Annotated in this window: 16 protein-coding genes; 11 read left to right on the top strand and 5 right to left on the bottom strand. The window is 68.0% G+C overall.

Going from position 1 to position 18,497, the window contains the following annotated elements; genetic code table 11:
- Positions 1 to 31: 31 nt before the first annotated feature.
- Positions 32 to 640: an NAD(P)H-dependent oxidoreductase gene (locus tag HWY37_RS02930; protein WP_176087826.1), complete on the bottom strand. Its 609-nt coding sequence runs from the start codon at positions 638 to 640 to the stop codon at positions 32 to 34.
- A gap of 103 nt (positions 641 to 743) precedes the next feature.
- Here HWY37_RS02930 and HWY37_RS02925 point away from each other — a divergent pair, with 103 nt between their 5' ends.
- Together HWY37_RS02925 and HWY37_RS02920 are read left to right on the top strand one after the other, a co-directional pair.
- On the top strand, positions 744 to 1,637 hold the full coding sequence (locus tag HWY37_RS02925; protein ID WP_176087825.1) for a LysR family transcriptional regulator: 894 nt from the start codon (positions 744 to 746) through the stop codon (positions 1,635 to 1,637).
- Between the two features lie 67 nt (positions 1,638 to 1,704).
- Positions 1,705 to 2,613 (top strand): LysR family transcriptional regulator, encoded by a 909-nt coding sequence (locus HWY37_RS02920; protein WP_176087824.1) that lies wholly within the window; start codon positions 1,705 to 1,707, stop codon positions 2,611 to 2,613.
- A 16-nt stretch (positions 2,614 to 2,629) separates the two neighbouring features.
- On the opposite strand, the gene HWY37_RS02915 is transcribed toward HWY37_RS02920, so the two are convergent.
- Positions 2,630 to 4,168, bottom strand: a complete 1,539-nt coding sequence (locus tag HWY37_RS02915) for a class I adenylate-forming enzyme family protein (protein ID WP_176087823.1) — start codon at positions 4,166 to 4,168, stop codon at positions 2,630 to 2,632.
- Positions 4,169 to 4,446: 278 nt separating this feature from the next.
- Here HWY37_RS02915 and HWY37_RS02910 point away from each other — a divergent pair, with 278 nt between their 5' ends.
- The 7 genes from HWY37_RS02910 (at position 4,447) to HWY37_RS02880 (ending at position 12,855) form a co-directional block, all read left to right on the top strand.
- Entirely contained in the window at positions 4,447 to 5,223 is a 777-nt protein-coding gene (locus tag HWY37_RS02910; RefSeq protein WP_175207605.1) for a class II aldolase/adducin family protein, read from the top strand.
- Positions 5,224 to 5,268: 45 nt separating this feature from the next.
- Complete coding sequence (locus tag HWY37_RS02905) at positions 5,269 to 6,297, top strand: ketopantoate reductase family protein (protein WP_176087822.1); 1,029 nt, start codon at positions 5,269 to 5,271, stop codon at positions 6,295 to 6,297.
- Positions 6,294 to 7,259, top strand: a complete 966-nt coding sequence (locus HWY37_RS02900) for a Bug family tripartite tricarboxylate transporter substrate binding protein (protein WP_175207607.1) — start codon at positions 6,294 to 6,296, stop codon at positions 7,257 to 7,259. Before HWY37_RS02905 ends, HWY37_RS02900 begins: the two co-directional genes overlap by 4 nt.
- Before the next feature lie 46 nt (positions 7,260 to 7,305).
- Positions 7,306 to 9,294, top strand: coding sequence for a flavin-containing monooxygenase (locus HWY37_RS02895; RefSeq protein WP_175207608.1), 1,989 nt, complete (start codon positions 7,306 to 7,308; stop codon positions 9,292 to 9,294).
- A complete protein-coding gene (locus HWY37_RS02890; RefSeq protein WP_175207609.1) occupies positions 9,295 to 10,155 on the top strand; it encodes a patatin-like phospholipase family protein in 861 nt (286 codons plus the stop codon).
- Positions 10,156 to 10,317: 162 nt separating this feature from the next.
- A complete protein-coding gene (locus HWY37_RS02885) occupies positions 10,318 to 11,526 on the top strand; it encodes a benzoate/H(+) symporter BenE family transporter (protein ID WP_176087821.1) in 1,209 nt (402 codons plus the stop codon).
- A 30-nt stretch (positions 11,527 to 11,556) separates the two neighbouring features.
- A complete protein-coding gene (locus HWY37_RS02880; protein WP_176087820.1) occupies positions 11,557 to 12,855 on the top strand; it encodes a serine hydroxymethyltransferase in 1,299 nt (432 codons plus the stop codon).
- Positions 12,856 to 12,857: 2 nt separating this feature from the next.
- On the opposite strand, the gene pdxR is transcribed toward HWY37_RS02880, so the two are convergent.
- Positions 12,858 to 14,354 (bottom strand): MocR-like pyridoxine biosynthesis transcription factor PdxR, encoded by a 1,497-nt coding sequence (pdxR, locus tag HWY37_RS02875; protein WP_176087819.1) that lies wholly within the window; start codon positions 14,352 to 14,354, stop codon positions 12,858 to 12,860.
- Between the two features lie 129 nt (positions 14,355 to 14,483).
- Between pdxR and serC the strand changes: the two genes are divergently transcribed.
- Positions 14,484 to 15,566 (top strand): 3-phosphoserine/phosphohydroxythreonine transaminase, encoded by a 1,083-nt coding sequence (gene serC, locus HWY37_RS02870; RefSeq protein WP_176087818.1) that lies wholly within the window; start codon positions 14,484 to 14,486, stop codon positions 15,564 to 15,566.
- Between the two features lie 36 nt (positions 15,567 to 15,602).
- Complete coding sequence (locus tag HWY37_RS02865) at positions 15,603 to 16,547, top strand: LysR family transcriptional regulator (protein WP_175207614.1); 945 nt, start codon at positions 15,603 to 15,605, stop codon at positions 16,545 to 16,547.
- On the opposite strand, the gene HWY37_RS02860 is transcribed toward HWY37_RS02865, so the two are convergent.
- The gene (locus HWY37_RS02860; protein WP_175207615.1) at positions 16,518 to 17,483 is read right to left on the bottom strand and encodes a Bug family tripartite tricarboxylate transporter substrate binding protein; all 966 of its coding nucleotides are present in this window, start codon (positions 17,481 to 17,483) and stop codon (positions 16,518 to 16,520) included. The genes HWY37_RS02865 and HWY37_RS02860 overlap by 30 nt on opposite strands.
- Positions 17,480 to 18,361, bottom strand: a complete 882-nt coding sequence (locus tag HWY37_RS02855) for a dihydrodipicolinate synthase family protein (RefSeq protein WP_175207616.1) — start codon at positions 18,359 to 18,361, stop codon at positions 17,480 to 17,482. Before HWY37_RS02855 ends, HWY37_RS02860 begins: the two co-directional genes overlap by 4 nt.
- Positions 18,362 to 18,497 lie beyond the last annotated feature (136 nt).

Raw genomic sequence — 18,497 nt, 5'->3', positions numbered from 1 at the left:
GAACCTCATCAAGAAACAGGAAGGGAATGGTTCAGCGCGCGGGAGAGTCCGCGGCGCCGGATGCTGCGAGAGACAGGCCGAACGCGTGCGCATCGGACAGGCTGCGCAAGCGCGCATCCTCGTCGCCGCTTTCCGCGTCCAGAAACAGATGCGTGCGCACGTCGCTCACGCCGCTGTAATGGAAGACGCCGTGCTCGATCTGGGTGGAGATGGCGGCGCGGTAGCCATGCCCGTCATAGGCTTGTGCGCCTGCGCCGCCTGTCGCGAGCAAGCGCAGGCGCTTGCCGGCCAGGCGTGCGGGCTGCCCGCCGCCGAAGGCCCAGCCCTTGGTAAAGACGCGGTCGATCCAGCCCTTGACCAGCGCCGGCATGGACCACCAGTAGATCGGGAACGCCAGGACGATCAGGTCCGCGGCCTCCACGCGCAATTGCTCGCGCCGCACGTCGCCGGGCAAGGCCCCCTGGCCGCGGTAGAAAGCCAGGTCGGCCGCCGTCATGCGCGGATCGAAGGACTCGGCGTCCAGATCGGCCCACACGACGCGCGCCTGGCCGCCGGCATTGGCGCCGGCCACGTAGCGTTCGGCCAGCGCCGCTGAGTAGGAGCCAGCGGGCGCGCTGGCGGCGATAACCAGGATGTTCATTTGGGTTCCTTGTGTCGCGGTGACGATGAACCCATTGAATCATCCAATGATTAGATAAAATAGTTCAATATTTCGGTTAAAACAATCTAATTGGTAGATATATATGCCGCCTAGAATCTCGCTGGAGCAATGGCAGGCCCTGGTCGCGGTAGTGGACGCGGGCGGCTACGCCCAGGCCGCCGAAGCGCTCAGCAAATCGCAATCGACCATCAGCTACGCGATCCGCCAGATCGAGGACCGGCTGGGCGTGGCGGTGTTCGCCATGGACGGACGCCGCGCCCTGCTGACCGACGACGGCAAGATCCTCTACCGGCGCGGCAAGTCGCTGGTGGGTGAGGCCCAGCGCCTGGAGCGGGCGGCGGCGCATCTCGCCCAGGGGCGCGAGCAGATGCTGACCCTGGCCGTCGAAAGCCTGTTCCCGACGGACCTGCTGCTGCGCTGCCTGGATGCGTTCGCCGCCGAGTTCCCCGAGACCCGCATCGAACTGCACGAATCGGTCATGGGCGGCACCGACGAACTGCTGGTCTCCGGCGAGGCCGATCTCGCCATCTGCGCCGACAACATTCCGGCAGGCCACGTCGGCGACGCGTTGCTGCGCTACCGCGCCATCGCGGCGGCCGCGCCCTCGCATCCGCTGCACCAGATGAACCGGCCGCTATCGCTGGAAGACCTCAAGGGACAGCGCCATCTGGTCATCCGCGACAGCGGCAGCCAACGCGTGCGTCCCAGCGTCTGGGACGTCACCGAACAGCGCATCACCTTCAGCCACAAAAGCACCTCGATACGCGCCGCCTGCATGGGCATGGGTTTCGCGTGGTATCCGGAGGACTGGATCCGCGCGCAACTGGACTCGGGCGAATTGAAGCCGCTGCCCTTGCTGGAGGGCGCTCAACGCTGGGGCGCGCTGTACCTGGTCTATCCCGATCCCGACGCGGCGGGGCCTGGTGCGCGCCGCCTGGGACAGATACTGCGCGAAGCAAGCGTGCAGTCCCCGTGAGACCGCGCCGCGGTTTCCTTTAACCGCTTTCCTTTAACATACGGCCGAAAACCACCACCGTCCGCCCATGCCCCGTCCGAATCTGACCAACGCCGAAACCCTGTGCCAGATCGCCAGGCTGGGCAGCTTCCGCGCCGCGGCCGAACGCCTGCACACCTCGCAGCCCGCCGTGTCGGCGCGCATGAAGGAACTGGAGCAGTCGCTGGGCTTTCCCTTGTTCGAAAAGCGCGGCCGCCGGCTGGAACTGACGGTGCCCGCGCGCCGCTTCGTCGAGCGCGTGGAGCCCCTGCTGCTGGCGGTGGAAGACGCCTTCACTGATGCGGAAGCCGTGAACAACGCAGCCGGCACCGTGCGCATCGGCATGGGCGAGATTTCCATGACCTGGTTTTCGCGCATCGTGCCCGAACTGCGCCGGGCCCTGCCCCGCGTGTCCTACGAGATCGAGCTGGACCTGGCGGTCAAGCTGCAGGAACACCTGACGTCCGGCGCGCTGGACATCGCCATCATGGCCAACCATCTGCGCGACGACCAGTTCATCTGCGAATCGCTGGGCACGACGCGCATGTCGTGGATGGTCTCGTCGCGGCTGCTGACCTGCGCTGACGGCCAGCCGCGCACCATGCAATCGCTGCTGCAGACCGAGCCGCTGTGGTGCGTGTCCCGCCCCTCCGGCTTCTTCGGTCCGGCGCAGGACGAGCTGCGCGACATGGGCGCCAACCTGGACAACATCTGCAGCTGCAATCGCCTGAACAGCCTGATCGAAGTGGTCGAGGCCGGCGGCGGCATCGCGCAGCTGCCGGAAATGATGGTGGCCCGGCAAGTGCAGGCCGGCACGCTGGTGCTGGTTGATCCCACGCTTACGCCGCTGACGCTGGAATTCACCATCGCCACCCACCGCAACCAGGGCCAGGCCATCGTCCATCAGGTCGTCGAAGCCCTGACCCGGCTGGGCAAGGCCGCCACGCGCCAGGCCTGAAGGTCCGCCCCGGCGCTCAGGCGTCGAGCAGCGCCCGCTTCTGCACCTTGCCGCTGGCGTTGCGCGGCAGCTCCGCCATGAACTGCACGTGCTCGGGCACCTTGAAATACGCCAGCCGCTCGGCGCAATAGGCCTTGATCGCGGCGGCGTCCTGCTGGCGGTCGCCGTGCAGCACGATGAAGGCCTTGACTGACTGGTCGCGCACCGGATCGGGGATGCCCACCACCGCCACGTCACGCACGTCGGGATGCCCCATCAGCGCCTCTTCCACTTCCGCCGCCGAGATGTTTTCGCCGGCGCGCTTGATCACCTCTTTCTTTCGGCCGAAGAAAAAGAAATTCCCCTTGGCGTCCTGATATCCCAGGTCGCCCGTGTGCAGCCAACCGCCTTCGAACACGGCCCGCGTCGCGACGGGATCGCGGTAATAGCCTAGCGTCAGCGTGCGCCCGGGACGGCCCCGCACCACGATCTCGCCCACGGCGCCCGCGGCCACCGGCTGGTTGTCGTCATCGACCACGAACACCTCGCGGTCGGGCGTGGGCCTGCCGATGGAGGGATAGGTCGACGGCGCGGCGTGCTGCTGCAGGGTGATGTACAGCATGGACTCGGACTGGCCATAGCCGTTGCGCAGCGGTATGCGGAAACGCGCGATGAAGGCCGCGATCTCGGCTTCCGAGATATTGATGGCATAGCCCGCGTAGCGCACCTGGTGCGCGGTATCGAAAGGCGTGGCGGGCTGGTTCAGCAGCGTGCGGCACAGCATGCCGGACAGGCTGCATATCGTGATGCGGTGCTCGATGAGCTGGCGCAGGTAGCGCGTGGCGCTGTAGCGTTCGCCGATCACCGCAGTCGCGCCTGCCGTCAGGCAGGACAGCACCGTCTCCTGGCAGTTGGCGTGGAACAGGGGCTTGTTGTTGAAGACGCGGTCCGCGCGGCCCAGGCCGCTGTTGGCGGCGCCGGCCTGGCCGCACCAGAGCAGGTTGGCCTGGGTCAGCATCACGCCCTTGGGCCGCGCCGACGTGCCCGACGTATAGAGGATCTGCGCCAGGTCGTCGCTGCACTGCCCGGGCGGCTGGTAATCCCCGGGCGATCCCGCCCAGGCCCCGCCCAGTCCTTCCGGGCCCAGGCTGCCGCGCGCCACCGCCACGATGTCGGGCGCCTGCGCCAGCCCGGCGCAGACTTCGCGCACCAGCGCCTCGTGCGCGGGCTCCACCAGCGCCAACGCTGGCTCGCAATGTTCCAGCTGGTAGGCCACCTCGGGCGCGGTCAGGTAGATGTTGCCGGCGACGATGACGGCGCCCGCCAGCATCAGCCCCATCCATAGCGGCACGAACTCCGCGGTGTTGCCCATGAACACGAAAACACGGTCGCCCGGTTTCACACCGCGGGCCTGCAAGCCTGCCGCAAAAGCGCGCGCAGCCTCGCGCAGCTGGATGAAGCTCAGCTGGCTGATGTCGCCATTCTGGTATTCGTGCACGATCGCCACCCGATGCCCGTGGCATAGCGCCTGTTCATCGAGCAAATCCGTGATCGTGCGGTTTCCTGCAGCGTCCATCCAGCCTCCGGCGTTTCTGATTTTCCATGGCGCGCCGGCTCCGTCCGGCCGCGCCTCTCGGTAAGAAAATCAGTATAGGAAGCGGTATTGCGCCGCACTAGCTAAACGTTTTTATGCATATACATCGAGGTTTCTGATGCGTTGCCGCAGGGCCGAATCATTGATGGGATTTATGCGTTTCCATCAAAACGTTTGCTTAGTCGGCGGCGGCGGGAAAACCTATACTCCGGTTCAAAGACGCCAGGCAGGACCGGCGCAACCAGACAGGAAAAGAACGCATGACCGGAGGAGCAGCCGTGCAAGAGGCATCGATCAGGGACCAGGTTTCGGCCGAGGAATGGGCAGTGCGGGTGGACCTCGCCGCCGCCTACAACCTCGCGGTCGAGATGCGCATGACCGACCACATCTACACGCATATATCGGCCCGCGTGCCCGGCGCCGAACCGCACTTCCTGATCAACGCCTACGGCCTGATGTTCAACGAAATCACCGCTTCCAACCTGGTCAAGGTGAACATCGACGGCGACATCCTGCTGGACCAGACCGGCCTGGGCATCAACCCCGCCGGCTTCGTCATCCATAGCGCCATTCATCGCGTCCGTCACGACGCGGCCTGCGTCATGCACACGCATACCGCCGCCGGCATCGCCGTGTCCGCGCAAGAGGCCGGCCTGCTCATGATCTCGCAGCACGCCATGCGCTTCCACAATCGCATCGGCTACCACGACTACGAAGGCGTCGCGCTCGACATGGACGAGCAGCAGCGGCTGGTCGCCGACCTGGGACCGCACAGCGCGATGATCCTGCGCAACCACGGCCTGCTGGTCTGCGGCACGAGCGTGCCCGATGCCTTCGACGCCATGTTCTACCTGGAGCGCGCCTGCCAGGCGCAGGTGGCGGCGCTGGCTGGCGGCCTGCCGCTGGTGACGCCTGCCGCCGAAGTCGCCGAGAAGGTCGGTCGCCAGTTCGACCGTCTCGACCGCCCGTCCCGCCACAAGCACTGGCCTCCCCTGCTCCGGCTGCTGCAACGCATCCGGCCCGAGTACCAGCAGTAGCGGCAACCGCGCCGCCATCCGGGCGGCCCTTTTCGCAGAGTTCAAATGAAAGATGCTCATCAATGCCGCGTCGCGGTATATGGTGCGGGCGCGATCGGCTGTCTGCTGGCCGCGCGCCTGGCCCAGGCAGGTTGCGAGGTGACCATGATCGCCCGCGGACAGACGCTGGCCGCCCTGCGGCAACGCGGCGTAGGCCTGACGGTGGACGGCGTCACACGCCACCACGCAGTGCGCGCCACCGACGATCCGCGCCAGGTGCGCGACGTGGAGTACCTGTTCCTTGCGGTCAAACAGCAGGCGCTGGACGAGATCGGCGCGCACCTTGCGCCCATGCTGGCGCCGCAGGGAACCGTGGTGCCGGCCGTGAACGGCATCCCCTGGTGGTATCTGCCCACGCTGGCCAGCCCGCTGGGCGACGCGCCGCTGCAATCCGTCGACGGCCGCGGCATCCTCAGGCGCGCGCTGCCGCTGGAGCGGGTGCTGGGCTCGGTGGTGTACATCGCAGCGCACGCCGCCGCGCCCGGCGTCGCGGCGCAGAACGCGCGCAACAACCTCATCCTGGGCGAGCCCGACGGCAGCAGGTCCGCGCGCGCCACCCGGTTGGCCGGCCTGCTGACGGCCTCGGGCCTGCAATGCGAGGTCAGCGACCGCATCCACCAGGCCGTCTGGATCAAGGCCATGGGCAACGCGACCTTCAATCCCTTGAGCGTGCTGGCCCACGCCACCATGGAAGCCATGGTCCGCGACCCGTACCTGGGCCGGCTGGCGCGCGCCATGCTGGGCGAATACCTGGCGCTGGGAACCGCGTTGGGGCTGACGCTGCCCGTGACGGTGGAACAACGCATGCAGGCCGCCGCCAGCGCCGGCGCGGCCAGGACCTCGATGCTGCAGGACGCGCTGCAAGGCAAACCGCTGGAAATCGACGCCCTGGTCGGCGCCCTGATCGAGATCGCCGCCAAGCTGAACCTGGACATGCCCTACGCCAACATGGTCTGGGGACTGGTCCGGCACCGGAACCTCAACACGGTTCCACTTGAAAACCAAGCCCAGAAAATCACAGGAGACTACACATGAAATGGCTATCCCGCGGCCTGGCCGCTACCCTGATCTGCGCGGGCGCCGCCGCCCACGCCCAGGACTATCCGACCAAGCCCATCAACATCGTGGTGCCCTTCACGCCGGGCGGCGTGACCGACGTGATGACCCGCCAGATCGCTGCCAAGCTGCAGGGCGATCTGGGCCAGCCCGTGGTGGTGGTCAACAAGCCGGGCGCCGGCACCATGATCGCCTCGGCCTACGTGGCCAAGTCCCCGGCCGACGGCTACACGCTGCTGATGGCCGCCTCGTCCCTCGGCATCGCTCCCAGCCTGTACAAGGCCACCGCGAACTACGACCCGGTCAAGGACTTCCAGCCGGTGTCGCTGATCGCCAGCGTGCCGCACGTGCTGGTGACGGGCAAGCAGGTGCAGGCCGGCAGCGTCAAGGAACTGATCGCCACGCTCAAGAAGGATGGCAAGTCCGCGACTTTCGCGTCTTCCGGCAACGGCACCTCCAACCACCTGGAAGGCGAGCTGTTCGCCGCGCTGACCGGGCTGAAGATGACGCACATTCCCTACAAGGGCAGCGTGCCGGCGCTGACGTCGCTGGCCAGCGGCGAAGTCGACCTGCTGTTCGTGGACATCGCCGCCGCCCAGCCCTTCCTGGACGGCGGCAAGGTGCGCCCGCTGGCCGTCACCACCAAGACGCGGTCCTCGGTGCTGCCCGACCTGCCCACCGTGGAAGAGTCCGGACTGCCGGGCTACGACGCCATGCCCTGGCTGGGCATCGTGGCGCCGGCCGGCACGCCGCCCGCGGTCGTCGACCGCCTGCAGGCCTCGCTTCAAAAGATGAAGGCGTCGCCCGACGTGCAGGAACAGTTCAAGAAGATGGGCCTGGATCCCTTGTTCAGCAAGCCCGCCGACTTCGGCGCCTTCATCGTCAGCGACAGCGCCAAATGGGCCGAGCTGATCCAGAAGTCCGGCGCAACCGCCGAGTAGGCCTGAATCCGATTACCAATCACGCCATTCCTGGAAGGACCGTTACATGCATCGCGATACTCCGGCCTCGGACAACCCGCCCGTCAACGACGGGTGGGAGGCCACTCTGAAGCGCGCGCTCGCCAGCGCCAACATCCCGACCCTGCTCATGGTGTTGGTGCACCTGACGGGCGACACGCAATGGTTGTCCGGGCGCTATCAATGCTCGCGCATCCGCGGCCTCGAAGACAACGATCCCGGCGGCCTGCCCGACGAGGTGCAGGATGAAATCCGCCAGGCGGCCCTGGCGGCCATCCTGCAGGCCCGCCAGGGCCGCGAGCCCGCCTTGCCCGCACCCTCGCACGAGCAGCTGGTCGCCATGCTGCACACCAGCATCGGCGAGGAAGTCCCCGACTCCTACGGCCCCATGATCGGCGCCTGGCTGGGACTGGACCCGGACTTCGCGCTGGAACAGCGCCATGCCTTCCAGACGCCGCAGGACTATCGCGTGCTGGTCATCGGCGCCGGCGTGGCCGGCCTGTGCGCGGCCATCCGCCTGCAAGGCGCCGGCATCCCCTACGTGGTGATCGAAAAGAACGCGGAAGTGGGCGGCACCTGGTACGAAAACCGCTATCCCGGCGCCGGCGTGGACACGCCCAACCACATCTATTCGTACTCCTTCGCCAAGCATGACTGGTCGCGCTACTTCGCCTTGCAGGGCGAGATCCAGGGCTATTTCGAAGGCGTGGCGGACCAGTACGGCGTGCGCGCCAACATCCGCTTCAACACGCGCGTCGAATCGGCTCGCTACGACGAAGCGTCGCTGCGCTGGAACGTGCGCACAGTGGCACAGGACGGCCAGGTCCAGGACTACGTGGCCGACATCGTCATCAGCGCCGTGGGCCTGCTGAACGTGCCCAAGCTGCCGCCCATCCCGGGCCTGGACAGCTTCAAGGGTCCCTGCTTCCATACGGCGCACTGGCCCGAAGGCATGGACCTGCGCGGCAAGAACGTCGGCATCATCGGCAACGGCGCCAGCTCCATGCAGGTCGTGCCCGCCATCGCCGACCAGGTCCGGTCCCTGACCGTGTTCCAGCGTTCCAAGCAATGGGCCGCGCCCTTCGAGAAATTCCAGAAGCCGGTGCCCCAGGACGTGCGCTTCCTGCTGCGCGAGGTGCCGTATTACCAGGAGTGGTACCGCCAGCGCCTGGCCTGGATCTTCAACGACCGGGTCCACGCGACCCTGCAGATCGATCCGGACTGGCCGCACCCCGAGCGCGCCATCAACCAGGTCAACGACCGGCACCGCGAGCACTTCACCAGCTACATCAAGGCCGAGCTGGGCGAACGCCAGGACCTGTTGCCCGACGTGCTGCCCGACTATCCGCCCTTCGGCAAGCGCATGCTGATGGACAACGGCTGGTTCCGCACCATGGCGCGCGACCACGTCAAGCTGGTCACCGGCGGCATCTCCCGGATCACGGAGCACGCCGTGGTCAGCGACAGCGGCGAGACGCACGAACTGGACGTGCTGGTCGTTGCCACCGGCTTCGACGCGATCAATCTGCTGTCCTCGTTCAAGCTGTATGGCCGCGGCGGACGTTCCATCCGCGAGGCCTGGGATGAGAAGGGCGCCGAAGCCTTCATGGGCGTGGCGGCGCCGGGCTTTCCCAACCTGTTCATCCTGGCCGGCCCCAACACCGCCCTGGGCCACGGCGGCAGCGTCGTCGCCCTGCTGGAGACGCAGGTGCGCTATGTCATGGGACTGTTGCAGCAAGGGCTGGCACGCGCCGGTGGGCGCTTCGAAATCGAGGTGCGCAAGGACCGGCACGACGCCTACAACGCACGGGTGCAGGCCGCGCACGACCGCATGATCTGGACCCACAAGGGCATGAGCAACTGGTACCGCAACGCGCACGGCAAGGTGGTCGCGCCCACGCCCTTCCGCAACGACGACTACTGGCACATGCTGCGCAAGACCGACATGGGCGACTACCTCTACCGTCCGGCGACGGCCGCCGACGCGCCCGTGCCTGCCGGCGTCGAGGCCGCCTGAATGCCGTCCGCCCACAACGATCGCTGCCTGGTCCTGGGCTGCGGCGGCGTGACCGGCCTGGCCTGGGAGATCGGCATCCTGGCGGGCCTGGCCCGCCAGGGCATCGACCTTGCGGCGGCGGACCTGCTCATCGGCTGCTCCGCCGGCTCCGTCGCTGGCGCGCAGCTGGCGTCGGGCGTCCCGCCCACGCAGCTGCTGGCGACGCAATTGGGAGGGGCAGGCGCCGAACAGTTCCGGCCTTACTCGCAGCAAGCCGCCGACGACAAGAACCGCGAGCTGTACGAAAAAACCGGCTCGGACCTGGAACAGGCGCGCCGCCGCATCGGCGCCTATGCCTTGCGCAGCGCCACGCCCACGCTGGCCGAGCGCCGCGCCATCATCGCCGCCCGACTGGACGCCGCCGACTGGCCCGCCCGCCCCCTGCGCGTGGTCGCCGTTGACGCCCACACCGGCGCGGGGCGCAGCTTCAGCGCCGCCGACCAGGTGGATTTCATCGATGCCATCGCCGCCAGCTGCGCCGTGCCTGGGGCCTGGCCGGCCGTGCCCATCGGCGGCGCGGCCTATATGGACGGCGGCATACGCTCCATGACCAATGCCGACCTGGCCGCCGGATTCCGCCGTGTCGTGGTGCTGGCGCCGCTGGGCTACCGCGATGGCAATCCGGTAAGCGGCCACCTGCGCAGCGAACTGCGGGCGCTGCACGCGGCCGGCAGCCTGGCGCACGCGGTGCTGCCCGACCCGGCCAGCGAGCTCGCCATCGGCGACAACGTGCTGGACCCGGCCCGCCGCGCCTCGGCTGCCGAGGCGGGATTGCGCCAGGCCAGCGCGATCGCGCAGGCCGTGCGGGAGGCCTGGGACTGATTGCGGCCACCCTGCGCGCCAGGGCGGTGGCCCAACCACATCGCGCAAAGCGGTCTGCCCGTTGCCACGAATGTGGCATGAATCGACATACCGCGCCCATCCTAGACTCCACGTTCAAGCCCGGCCGCGCCGCCGGGTCCGACCACGAACGCGGAGTGATTCATGAACGCATCGCCGGCAGGCATCAGACCCGCCGATCTTCTTTCCCCCACCATTGCCGCCCTGATTTCGGTGCTGGTGAACTACGGCGGCACCTTCGTGCTGGTGTTCCAGGCGGCGGAGCTGGCCCGGCTATCGCCGGCCCAGACCGCTTCCTGGGTATGGGCGGTTTCCATCGGCGTCGGCATCACCGGCGCGCTGCTGAGTTGGCGCTACAAGGCGCCCATCATCACCGCGTGGTCCACGCCCGGCGTGGCGTTCCTGGCCACGGTCATGCCCTACACGCCCTATGGCGAGGTCATCGGCGCCTACGTCCTGTCGGCGCTGGGCTTCATCGCGCTGGGCCTGTCCGGCGCCTTCGACAAGCTGGTGCGCATGATTCCCGGCGGCATCGCCGCGGGCCTGCTGGCCGGCATCCTGCTGCAGTTCGGCGTCAATGCCTTCGGCGGCGCCAGCGCCGATCCGCTGCTGGTGATAGTGCTGGTGGTCTCCTACGCCCTGCTCAAGCGCTTTACCTCGCGCTTCGCCGTGGTCGGCATCCTGGCCATCGGCCTGGGATTGCTGATCGGGCAGGGCCGCATCGACTTCTCGGCTGTCCATCTCAGCCTGGCCTCGCCCGTGTTCGAAATGCCCCGGTTCTCGCTGCAGGCGCTGCTGGGCGTGGCCTTGCCGCTATTCATCATCACGCTGACGGGACAGTACATGCCCGGCATGCTGGTGCTGCGCAACGACGGCTACCTGACCAGCGCGAATCCGATACTCACCGTGACCGGGCTGGGTTCGCTCGTCATGGCGCCCTTCGGCGCGCACGCCTTCAACGTGGCCGCGATCACCGCGGCGATCTGCACCGGCCGCGACGCGCATGAAGACCCCGCCAAGCGCTACATCGCGGGCCTGGCCTGCGGTGTGTTCTACATCCTGGTGGGCACCTTCGGCGTCACGCTCGCGGCCCTGTTCATGGTGCTGCCCAAGGCATTCATCACCACGCTGGCCGGGCTGGCCCTGTTGGGCGCCATCGGCGGCAGCCTGGCCAATGCCATGGCCGACGCGCGCACCCGCGAAACCGCGCTCATCACCTTCCTGGCCACCGCCGCCAACGTCACCCTGCTGGGCGTCGGCGGCGCCTTCTGGGGCCTGGTCGCCGGCCTGACGGCGCATCTGCTGATCCATGGCGGCCAGCGCTCCCTGGCCGCCAATCCGGCCAAGCCCTGAGTCCTTTTTCCCATCGATACTGGAATCACCATGACCACCCTTGCCCATCCGGACAGCCTCGCGCTGCCCGCAGTCAGCGCGCAACCCCTGGCCCAGGCCGATCCCGGCATCTGGGGCGCCATCGACGCCGAGCGGCGCCGCCAGATGCAGTCCATCGAACTGATCGCCTCCGAGAATTTCGTCAGCCGCGCCGTGCTGGAAGTCCAGGGCTCGGTGCTGACCAACAAGTATGCGGAGGGCTATCCGGGCCGCCGCTACTACGGCGGCTGCGTCAACGCCGACATCGCCGAGGAGATCGCCATCGAGCGCGCCACCCGGCTGTTCGGCGCCCGCCACGCCAACGTGCAGCCCCACTCCGGCAGCCAGGCCAACCAGGCGGTCTATCTGGCGCTGCTGGCTCCGGGCGACAAGATCCTGGGCCTGGACCTGAAGTCCGGAGGGCACCTGACGCATGGCTCCAGGGTCAACATGTCGGGCCGCTGGCTGCAGGCGCTGAGCTATGGCGTCGATCCGGCCACCCATCTGGTCGACATGGACGAGGTGGAGCGCATCGCCCGCCGCGAACAGCCCAAGCTCATCATCGCCGGCGGTTCGGCCTATTCGCGCACGCTGGACTTCGCGCGCTTCCGCGCCATCGCCGACGAGGTGGGCGCGATCTTCATGGCGGACATGGCGCATTTCGCCGGCCTGGCCGCGGCCGGGGCCTATCCCTCGCCGGTGCCTCATGCCCACGTCACCACCACGACCACCCACAAGACGCTGCGCGGACCGCGCGGCGGCATGATCCTGACCAATGACGGCGAACTGGCCCGCAAGATCGATGCGGCGGTATTTCCCGGCCTGCAGGGCGGTCCGCTGATGCACATCATCGCCGCCAAGGCGGTGGCGCTGGGCGAAGCGCTGCAACCCTCGTTCCGCGCCTATGCCCACGCCGTGGTCGAGAACGCGCGGGTCCTGTGCCGGCGGCTGGCGGAAGGCGGGCTGTCCATCGTGTCCGGCGGCACCGACTGCCATCTGGGCGTGGTCGACCTGCGGCCCTGGGGCCTGGCGGGCAACACGGCCGAACACGCCCTGGAGCAGGTCGGCATCACCTTGAACAAGAACGCCGTGCCGAATGACGCGGCCAAGCCCGCCGTGACCTCCGGCATACGCGTGGGCAGCGCCGCCTGCACCTCGCGCGGCATGGGCCCGGCCGAGTTCCAGGAAATCGGCGACATGATCCTGGCCTTGCTGGGCGGCGTGCGCGCCGGGGCAGTCGACGCCCGCACGGAAAGCGCCATCCTCGCCGGCGTGGCGGGGCTGTCCAAGCGCTTCCCCCTGCCCTACTGAAGCTACGCCCTCCTCAGGGCGTTCGACAGCCGCAGCACCGCGGCTTCGATCTCGTACGCCGTCAGGGAGGCATAGCCCAACAGCCAGCCCTGCTGCTTGTGCGCGCCGGCATACAGCCGGCTCAGTCCGGGCAGGCGCAGGCCGACGGCCTCCGCCTGCCGGATAGTCTTGGCCTCGGACCAGCCGCGCTCCAGCAGGCAAGGGATCTGCAAGCCGCCCGGCGGCCTCACGGCCTGCACTATGCCGCCCAGCTGCTTGCCCAGCGATTCGAGCAGCACCTGCCGCCGTCCCGCATACAGCTTGCGCATCGCCCTCACGTGCGAGTTGTAATGGCCGTCTTCCATGAAGCGCGCCAGCGTCAGCTGCAGGATCTGCGGCGTATGGCCGTCCATGATGCTGCGCGCGCGCGCGAAGGCATCGACCAGCCCCGGGGGCAGCGCCATGTATCCCATCCTGAGGCCGGGATACAGCGTCTTGCTGAACGTGCCCAGGTAAATGGTCCGCTGTTGCGGGTCCAGGCCTTGCACGCAGGCGGTGGGCAGGCCGTCGTAGTGGAACTCGCTGTCGTAGTCGTCCTCGATGATCCACTTGCCATGGTCGGCGGCCCAGCCGATCAGTTCCAGCCTGCGCTCCAGCGACAGCGTCACGCCGGTGGGGTACTGGTGCGACGGCGTCACGTACACGCAGCTGGCGCCGCTGCGGTCCGCGCGCAGCAGGTCCATGCGTATGCCTTGCGCATCGACATCTATGGGCGCGATGCGTGTCTCGGCCGCTTCAAACGCCTTGCGGGCGCCGAAATAGCCCGGGTTCTCCATCAGGATCGGCTTGCCGGCGTCCGCCAGCAATTGCGCGCACAGGAACAGGGCCTGCCGGGTGCTGCTCAGCACCAGCACCTGTTCGGGCAAGACCTTGGCGCCGCGCTCCAGGTTCAAGTAGGCAGCGATGGCGCGGCGCAGGGGCTCTGCCCCTTGCGGGTCGCCATGCAGCAGCACATGGGCGCGGTAGTCCTTCAATACCTGGCGTTGCAGGCGCTCCCAGACATCGGTGGGAAACGTGCGGGTCTCGGGCAGGCCGGTGGCGAACGCCTTGATGACCTGCTGGTCCGCGACCCCGCCGCTATCCAGGATTGCGCGGCCGCGGCGGCTCAGGCCCGCGCCCGGCAGCTCTAAACCGCGCTTGTGATCCAGCTTCGCCCGCCTGCGGGCCGCGCCGCGCAATTCAGCGCCCACCGTCTCGGACACGTAGCTGCCCGAGCCCTCGCGGCGCACGATGTAGCCGTCGCGGTGCAACGGCACGTAAGCGTTCTCCACTGTATCGCGGGCCACGCCCAGCGACTTCGCCAGAGTGCGCGTCGCGGGCAGCCTGACGCCCGGACCGAGCGCGCCGTCCAGGATCAGCGCGCGCAGCGCCCGGTGGATGCGCTGATGCAGATCCAGGCGCTGCAGCTCAGCGTCGCCCATGCGCATCTTCAGCGTGTCCAGTTCGAATGTCTTAGTCATGCGGTCTGCCCATCGTGTGAAAACTGGCCTGCCCAGGCCGGCCATTCTATCCGTAGACTGAACCCAGTCGCCACGGCAGCCGCCGGCGTCCATGCAGCAACCCGCCGCGCGGGGCAGGATCAGGAAACAATGGCAAGGTCATACAACTTCAGCGCAGGCCCTGCCGCGCTGCCGCTGGAAGTGCTGCAGGAAGCGCACGAGGAATTCTTCGATTTCGCGGGAACCGGCATGTCGGTGATGGAGATCAGCCATCGTTCGGGCGTCTTCATCGATATCGCCCGCCAGGCCGAGGCCGACCTGCGGGCCATCCTGAACGTGCCCGACAATTACAAGGTCTTGTTCCTGCAAGGCGGCGCTTCGCTGCAGTTTTCTCAGGTTCCCATGAACCTGCTGCGCGGAAGAACGCGCGCGGACTACCTGCACACCGGCCTCTGGTCCGGCAAGGCCATCGAGGCGGCACGGCGCTATTGCGCAGTGCGCATCGCGGGCAGCAGCGCGCCGACCGGCTTCGACCGCGTGCCCGCGCCTGAAGAATGGCGGCTCGATCCCGGCGCCGCCTACCTGCACTACACGGAGAACGAGACGGTGCATGGCGTGCAGTTCCCCGCCGCGCCCGAGGCGTCCGTTCCGCTGGTATGCGACGCCTGCTCCAGCCTGCTGTCCAAGCCCATCGACGTTTCCCGGCACGGGCTGATCTACGCCGCCGCGCAGAAGAACATGGGACCGGCAGGCGTGACGGTGGTGCTGGTGGACGAAGCCTTGCTGGACGGCGCGCTGCCCATCACCCCCGACGTGCTGAACTACGCGCAGGCGGCGCGAGCGGACTCCATGCTCAACACGCCCGCCACGTTTTCCTGGTATCTGACCGGGCTGACGTTGCGCTGGATACTGCGCACGGGCGGCTTGGACCGCATCCATCAAGCCAACCAGGTCAAGGCCGGACTGCTGTACCGCGCCATCGACGCCAGCGGCGGCTTCTATGCCAACAAGGTGCTGCCTGCATTCCGTTCCATCAACAACGTGCCGTTCTTTCTGGCGGATACAGCCCTGGAATCCGTCTTCCTGCGGCAGGCCGAGAGCGCCGGACTCATGGGGCTCAAGGGCCATTCGTCCGCCGGCGGCATCCGTGCCAGCCTGTACAACGCGGTCGACCTGCCCGCGGCGGCCGCCCTGGCCGACTTCATGGCCGACTTCCAGCGCGTGCGCGGCTGAGGCCGGCGTACAGGCATACAACAGGCGGAGACCGGCGTGGATTTCAGGCAGCTCAGGCAATTCGTGGTGCTTGCCACGGAGTTGAACTATCGCAAGGCAGCCGCGCGGCTGCACATGACCCAGCCGCCGCTGAGCGTCGCCATCAAGCGGCTTGAAACCGAGATCGGCGCGGACCTGTTCGAACGGGACCGGCTGGGCGTGCGCCTCACCGTCGCCGGCGGCGCGTTCCTGCGCGAGGCCAAACGCCTGCTGGACGGCGCCGACGCCGCGTTGCAGGCCGCCCGCGACGCGGCCGAGGGCCGCAAGGGCACGCTGAGGGTTTGCGCGGTGCCCAGTGCGGCGCTGGCCCTGCTGCCGCGGGTCCTGCCGGCCTTTGCGCAGCGCTTTCCGCATATCCGCCTGCGCCTGACCAGCGGCAGCACCGTGGGCATCCTGGCCGCGCTGCAACGCGGCGAACTGGACGCGGCCTTCCTGGTGCCGCCCGCCTCGGGCGTGCCGGGCATTGCCATGACCGCCCTGCCGCGGGAACCGCTGGCGCTCGCCGTGCCGGCGAACCATCGGGTGGCAGGCATGCGGTGCGCCCGGCTTTCCGACCTGACGGACGACGCGCTGGTCACGCTGGCGCATTCCGACAGCCCCGGATTCGCCGGAGAAATCCTCGCGGCCTGCCAGCGGGCGGGATTCCATCCGCGGGTCTTGCAGGAATCGTCCCACGCCCTGATCAGTCTGCCGCTCATCGCGGCGGGCCTGGGCGTCGCCATCGTGCCCGCGGCGCTGCGCAGGATCGCCATCGACAACGTGGCCTACGTGGACCTTGCGGACGAGTCCGGCATGCCGCTGAGCTACGCCATGGCCTTGGCGGCGCACGCCGAATCCATGAACCCGGCCGTGCGCTGGTTCATCGACACGGCGCGCGAGGTGCTGGGCGCGCAAGCGGAGCCGGATCCGCCGTCAGTTCGCCGCGCGGGCAAGAATGGCTGACCACTTTTGCTGTTCGGCGACGACCCTGCGTTCGAATGCCTCCTGGGACCCGTCGACAGGTTCGCTGCCGCGCGAGTAGATCTTGTCCTGCACCGATGCGCTCCTGGCCACCACGGCGATCGCGGCGTTCAGGCGCGTCACCACATCCGGCGGCGTGCCCTTGGGCACGGCAATGCCCGACAGCGACCCGCCCTCGACGTCCTGTCCCAGCGCCTCCTTGACCGTGGGGATGTCGGGCAGGTTTGCCAGACGCCGCGACGAGGTCACCGCGAACGGGCGTATCTGCTTCGCCTCGACAAAGCCCACGGCGGTCACGGCCGAAATGGCCGTCAGGTCCGTGTTGCGGCTCATCACCGCGGTCATGGACTCCGATCCGCTCTTGTACGGCACGTGCAGCATCTTCACACCGGTCGCCCGCTGCAACAGCTCCAGGACCTGATAGTTGTCCGAGCCCTCGCCCGCCGTGGAAAACGCGATCCTGTCCGCCTGGACGGAAGCCGCCTTGATGATTTCCTGCAGCGACGCGTAGGGGCTGTCCGCGCCCACGGCCAGCACGGTGGGCGTATTGGCCAGCATCGCGACGTAAGTGAAGTCCCGGTTCGGATCGTAGGGCAGCTTCTTGTAGATCAGCGGATTCACCGCGATCATTCCGTTGGTGATCACCAGCAGCGTGTAGCCGTCGGCCGGCGATTTCGCCACCGCCCCCGCCGCGATGGAGCCGCCCGCGCCGCCCCGGTTCTCCACCACCACGGGCTGGCCCAGTTCCCGCGTCAATCCTTCCGCGAATACGCGCGCGGTGGTGTCGGTGACACCCCCTGCGCCAAAGGGCACGACCAGGCGGATGGGCTGGTCCGGATATCCGCCCGCCCAGACCGCGGCGGCCGGCAACAGCACGCCCATCAATGCCGCCATGCAGCGGCGCATTCCCTTGTTCATCCGGCTATCTCCATTTTTTTGAGGATTTCAAGAAGTCGTTGTTCCAGGTCCGCGTCCAGCGGCGCCAGCGGCGCGCGCAGCCGTCCGCTGTCGTGGCCGCGCAGCCGCAGGCTGGCGGCCACCGTCCTGGGCAGGCCGTGGTCCATCAGGAAATTCAGCAGATCGATCTGCCGGGCGAACCACTCGTCCGCGCCGCGCGCGTCGCCGGCCAGCGCGCAGCGGTAGAGGTTCAGGGCATAGGACGCGCTGACATTGGCCGACGCGGTGCACCAGCCCGCCGCGCCTTGCGCGAATCCCGTGCGCGCCATGCAGTTCAGGCCGATGTACACGGCGGTCCTGGCGGGACAGGCCGCGCGCAGCCGCGCGATCTTGGTCGGATCCGGGCTGCTTTCCTTGATCATCGTGACATTGGGCAGCTCGGCCAGGCGGGCCAGGAACTCGACGGGAAGATCCATGCCCGTGGTGAACGGATTGTTGTAGACCATCACTGGCGTGGAGACCGACTCGCAGACCTCGCGGTAGTAGGCAAGGATCTCCGCCTGCGTGAGCTTCCAGTACGTGCTGGGCAGCAACTGCAAGGCCGCCGCGCCCGCGCGTTCGGCATAGCGCGCGTGGCGCACGGTGCTGGCGGTGCCCAGGCTGGAAACACCCGCCAGCACCGGCAACCGCCCCGCCGCCGCGCCAACCACCGTGTCGATGACGGCTTCGCGCTCGCCATCGTCCAGATACGGCAGGCAGCCCACGCTGCCCAGCGGCGCCAGCGCGTGCACGCCCTCGCCGATCAGCCGTTCCACATGCGCCGCCAGCAGCGCGTGGTCCACCTGCCCGCTTGCGTCGCAAGGCGTCAGCAGGTAGCCGATGATTCCCTTCAAATGCATAGCTCGTTCTCCATGACGGCTTGCAGTCTAGGAAGGCGAAACAGGCCGGTCCAATACCGATTTCCTGGGCGCCTGATACCTTCGGCCCGCGCTGCCGCGCAGGCCAATCTTGTATCCAGTAATTCCCGCGCCGAGC

Origin of the sequence: Achromobacter anxifer (genome assembly GCF_903652925.1) — a bacterium.
Taxonomy (GTDB): domain Bacteria; phylum Pseudomonadota; class Gammaproteobacteria; order Burkholderiales; family Burkholderiaceae_B; genus Achromobacter; species Achromobacter anxifer.
Note: the sequence above shows the minus strand (reverse complement) of the source record. Positions and strands in the feature narration are given on the sequence as shown.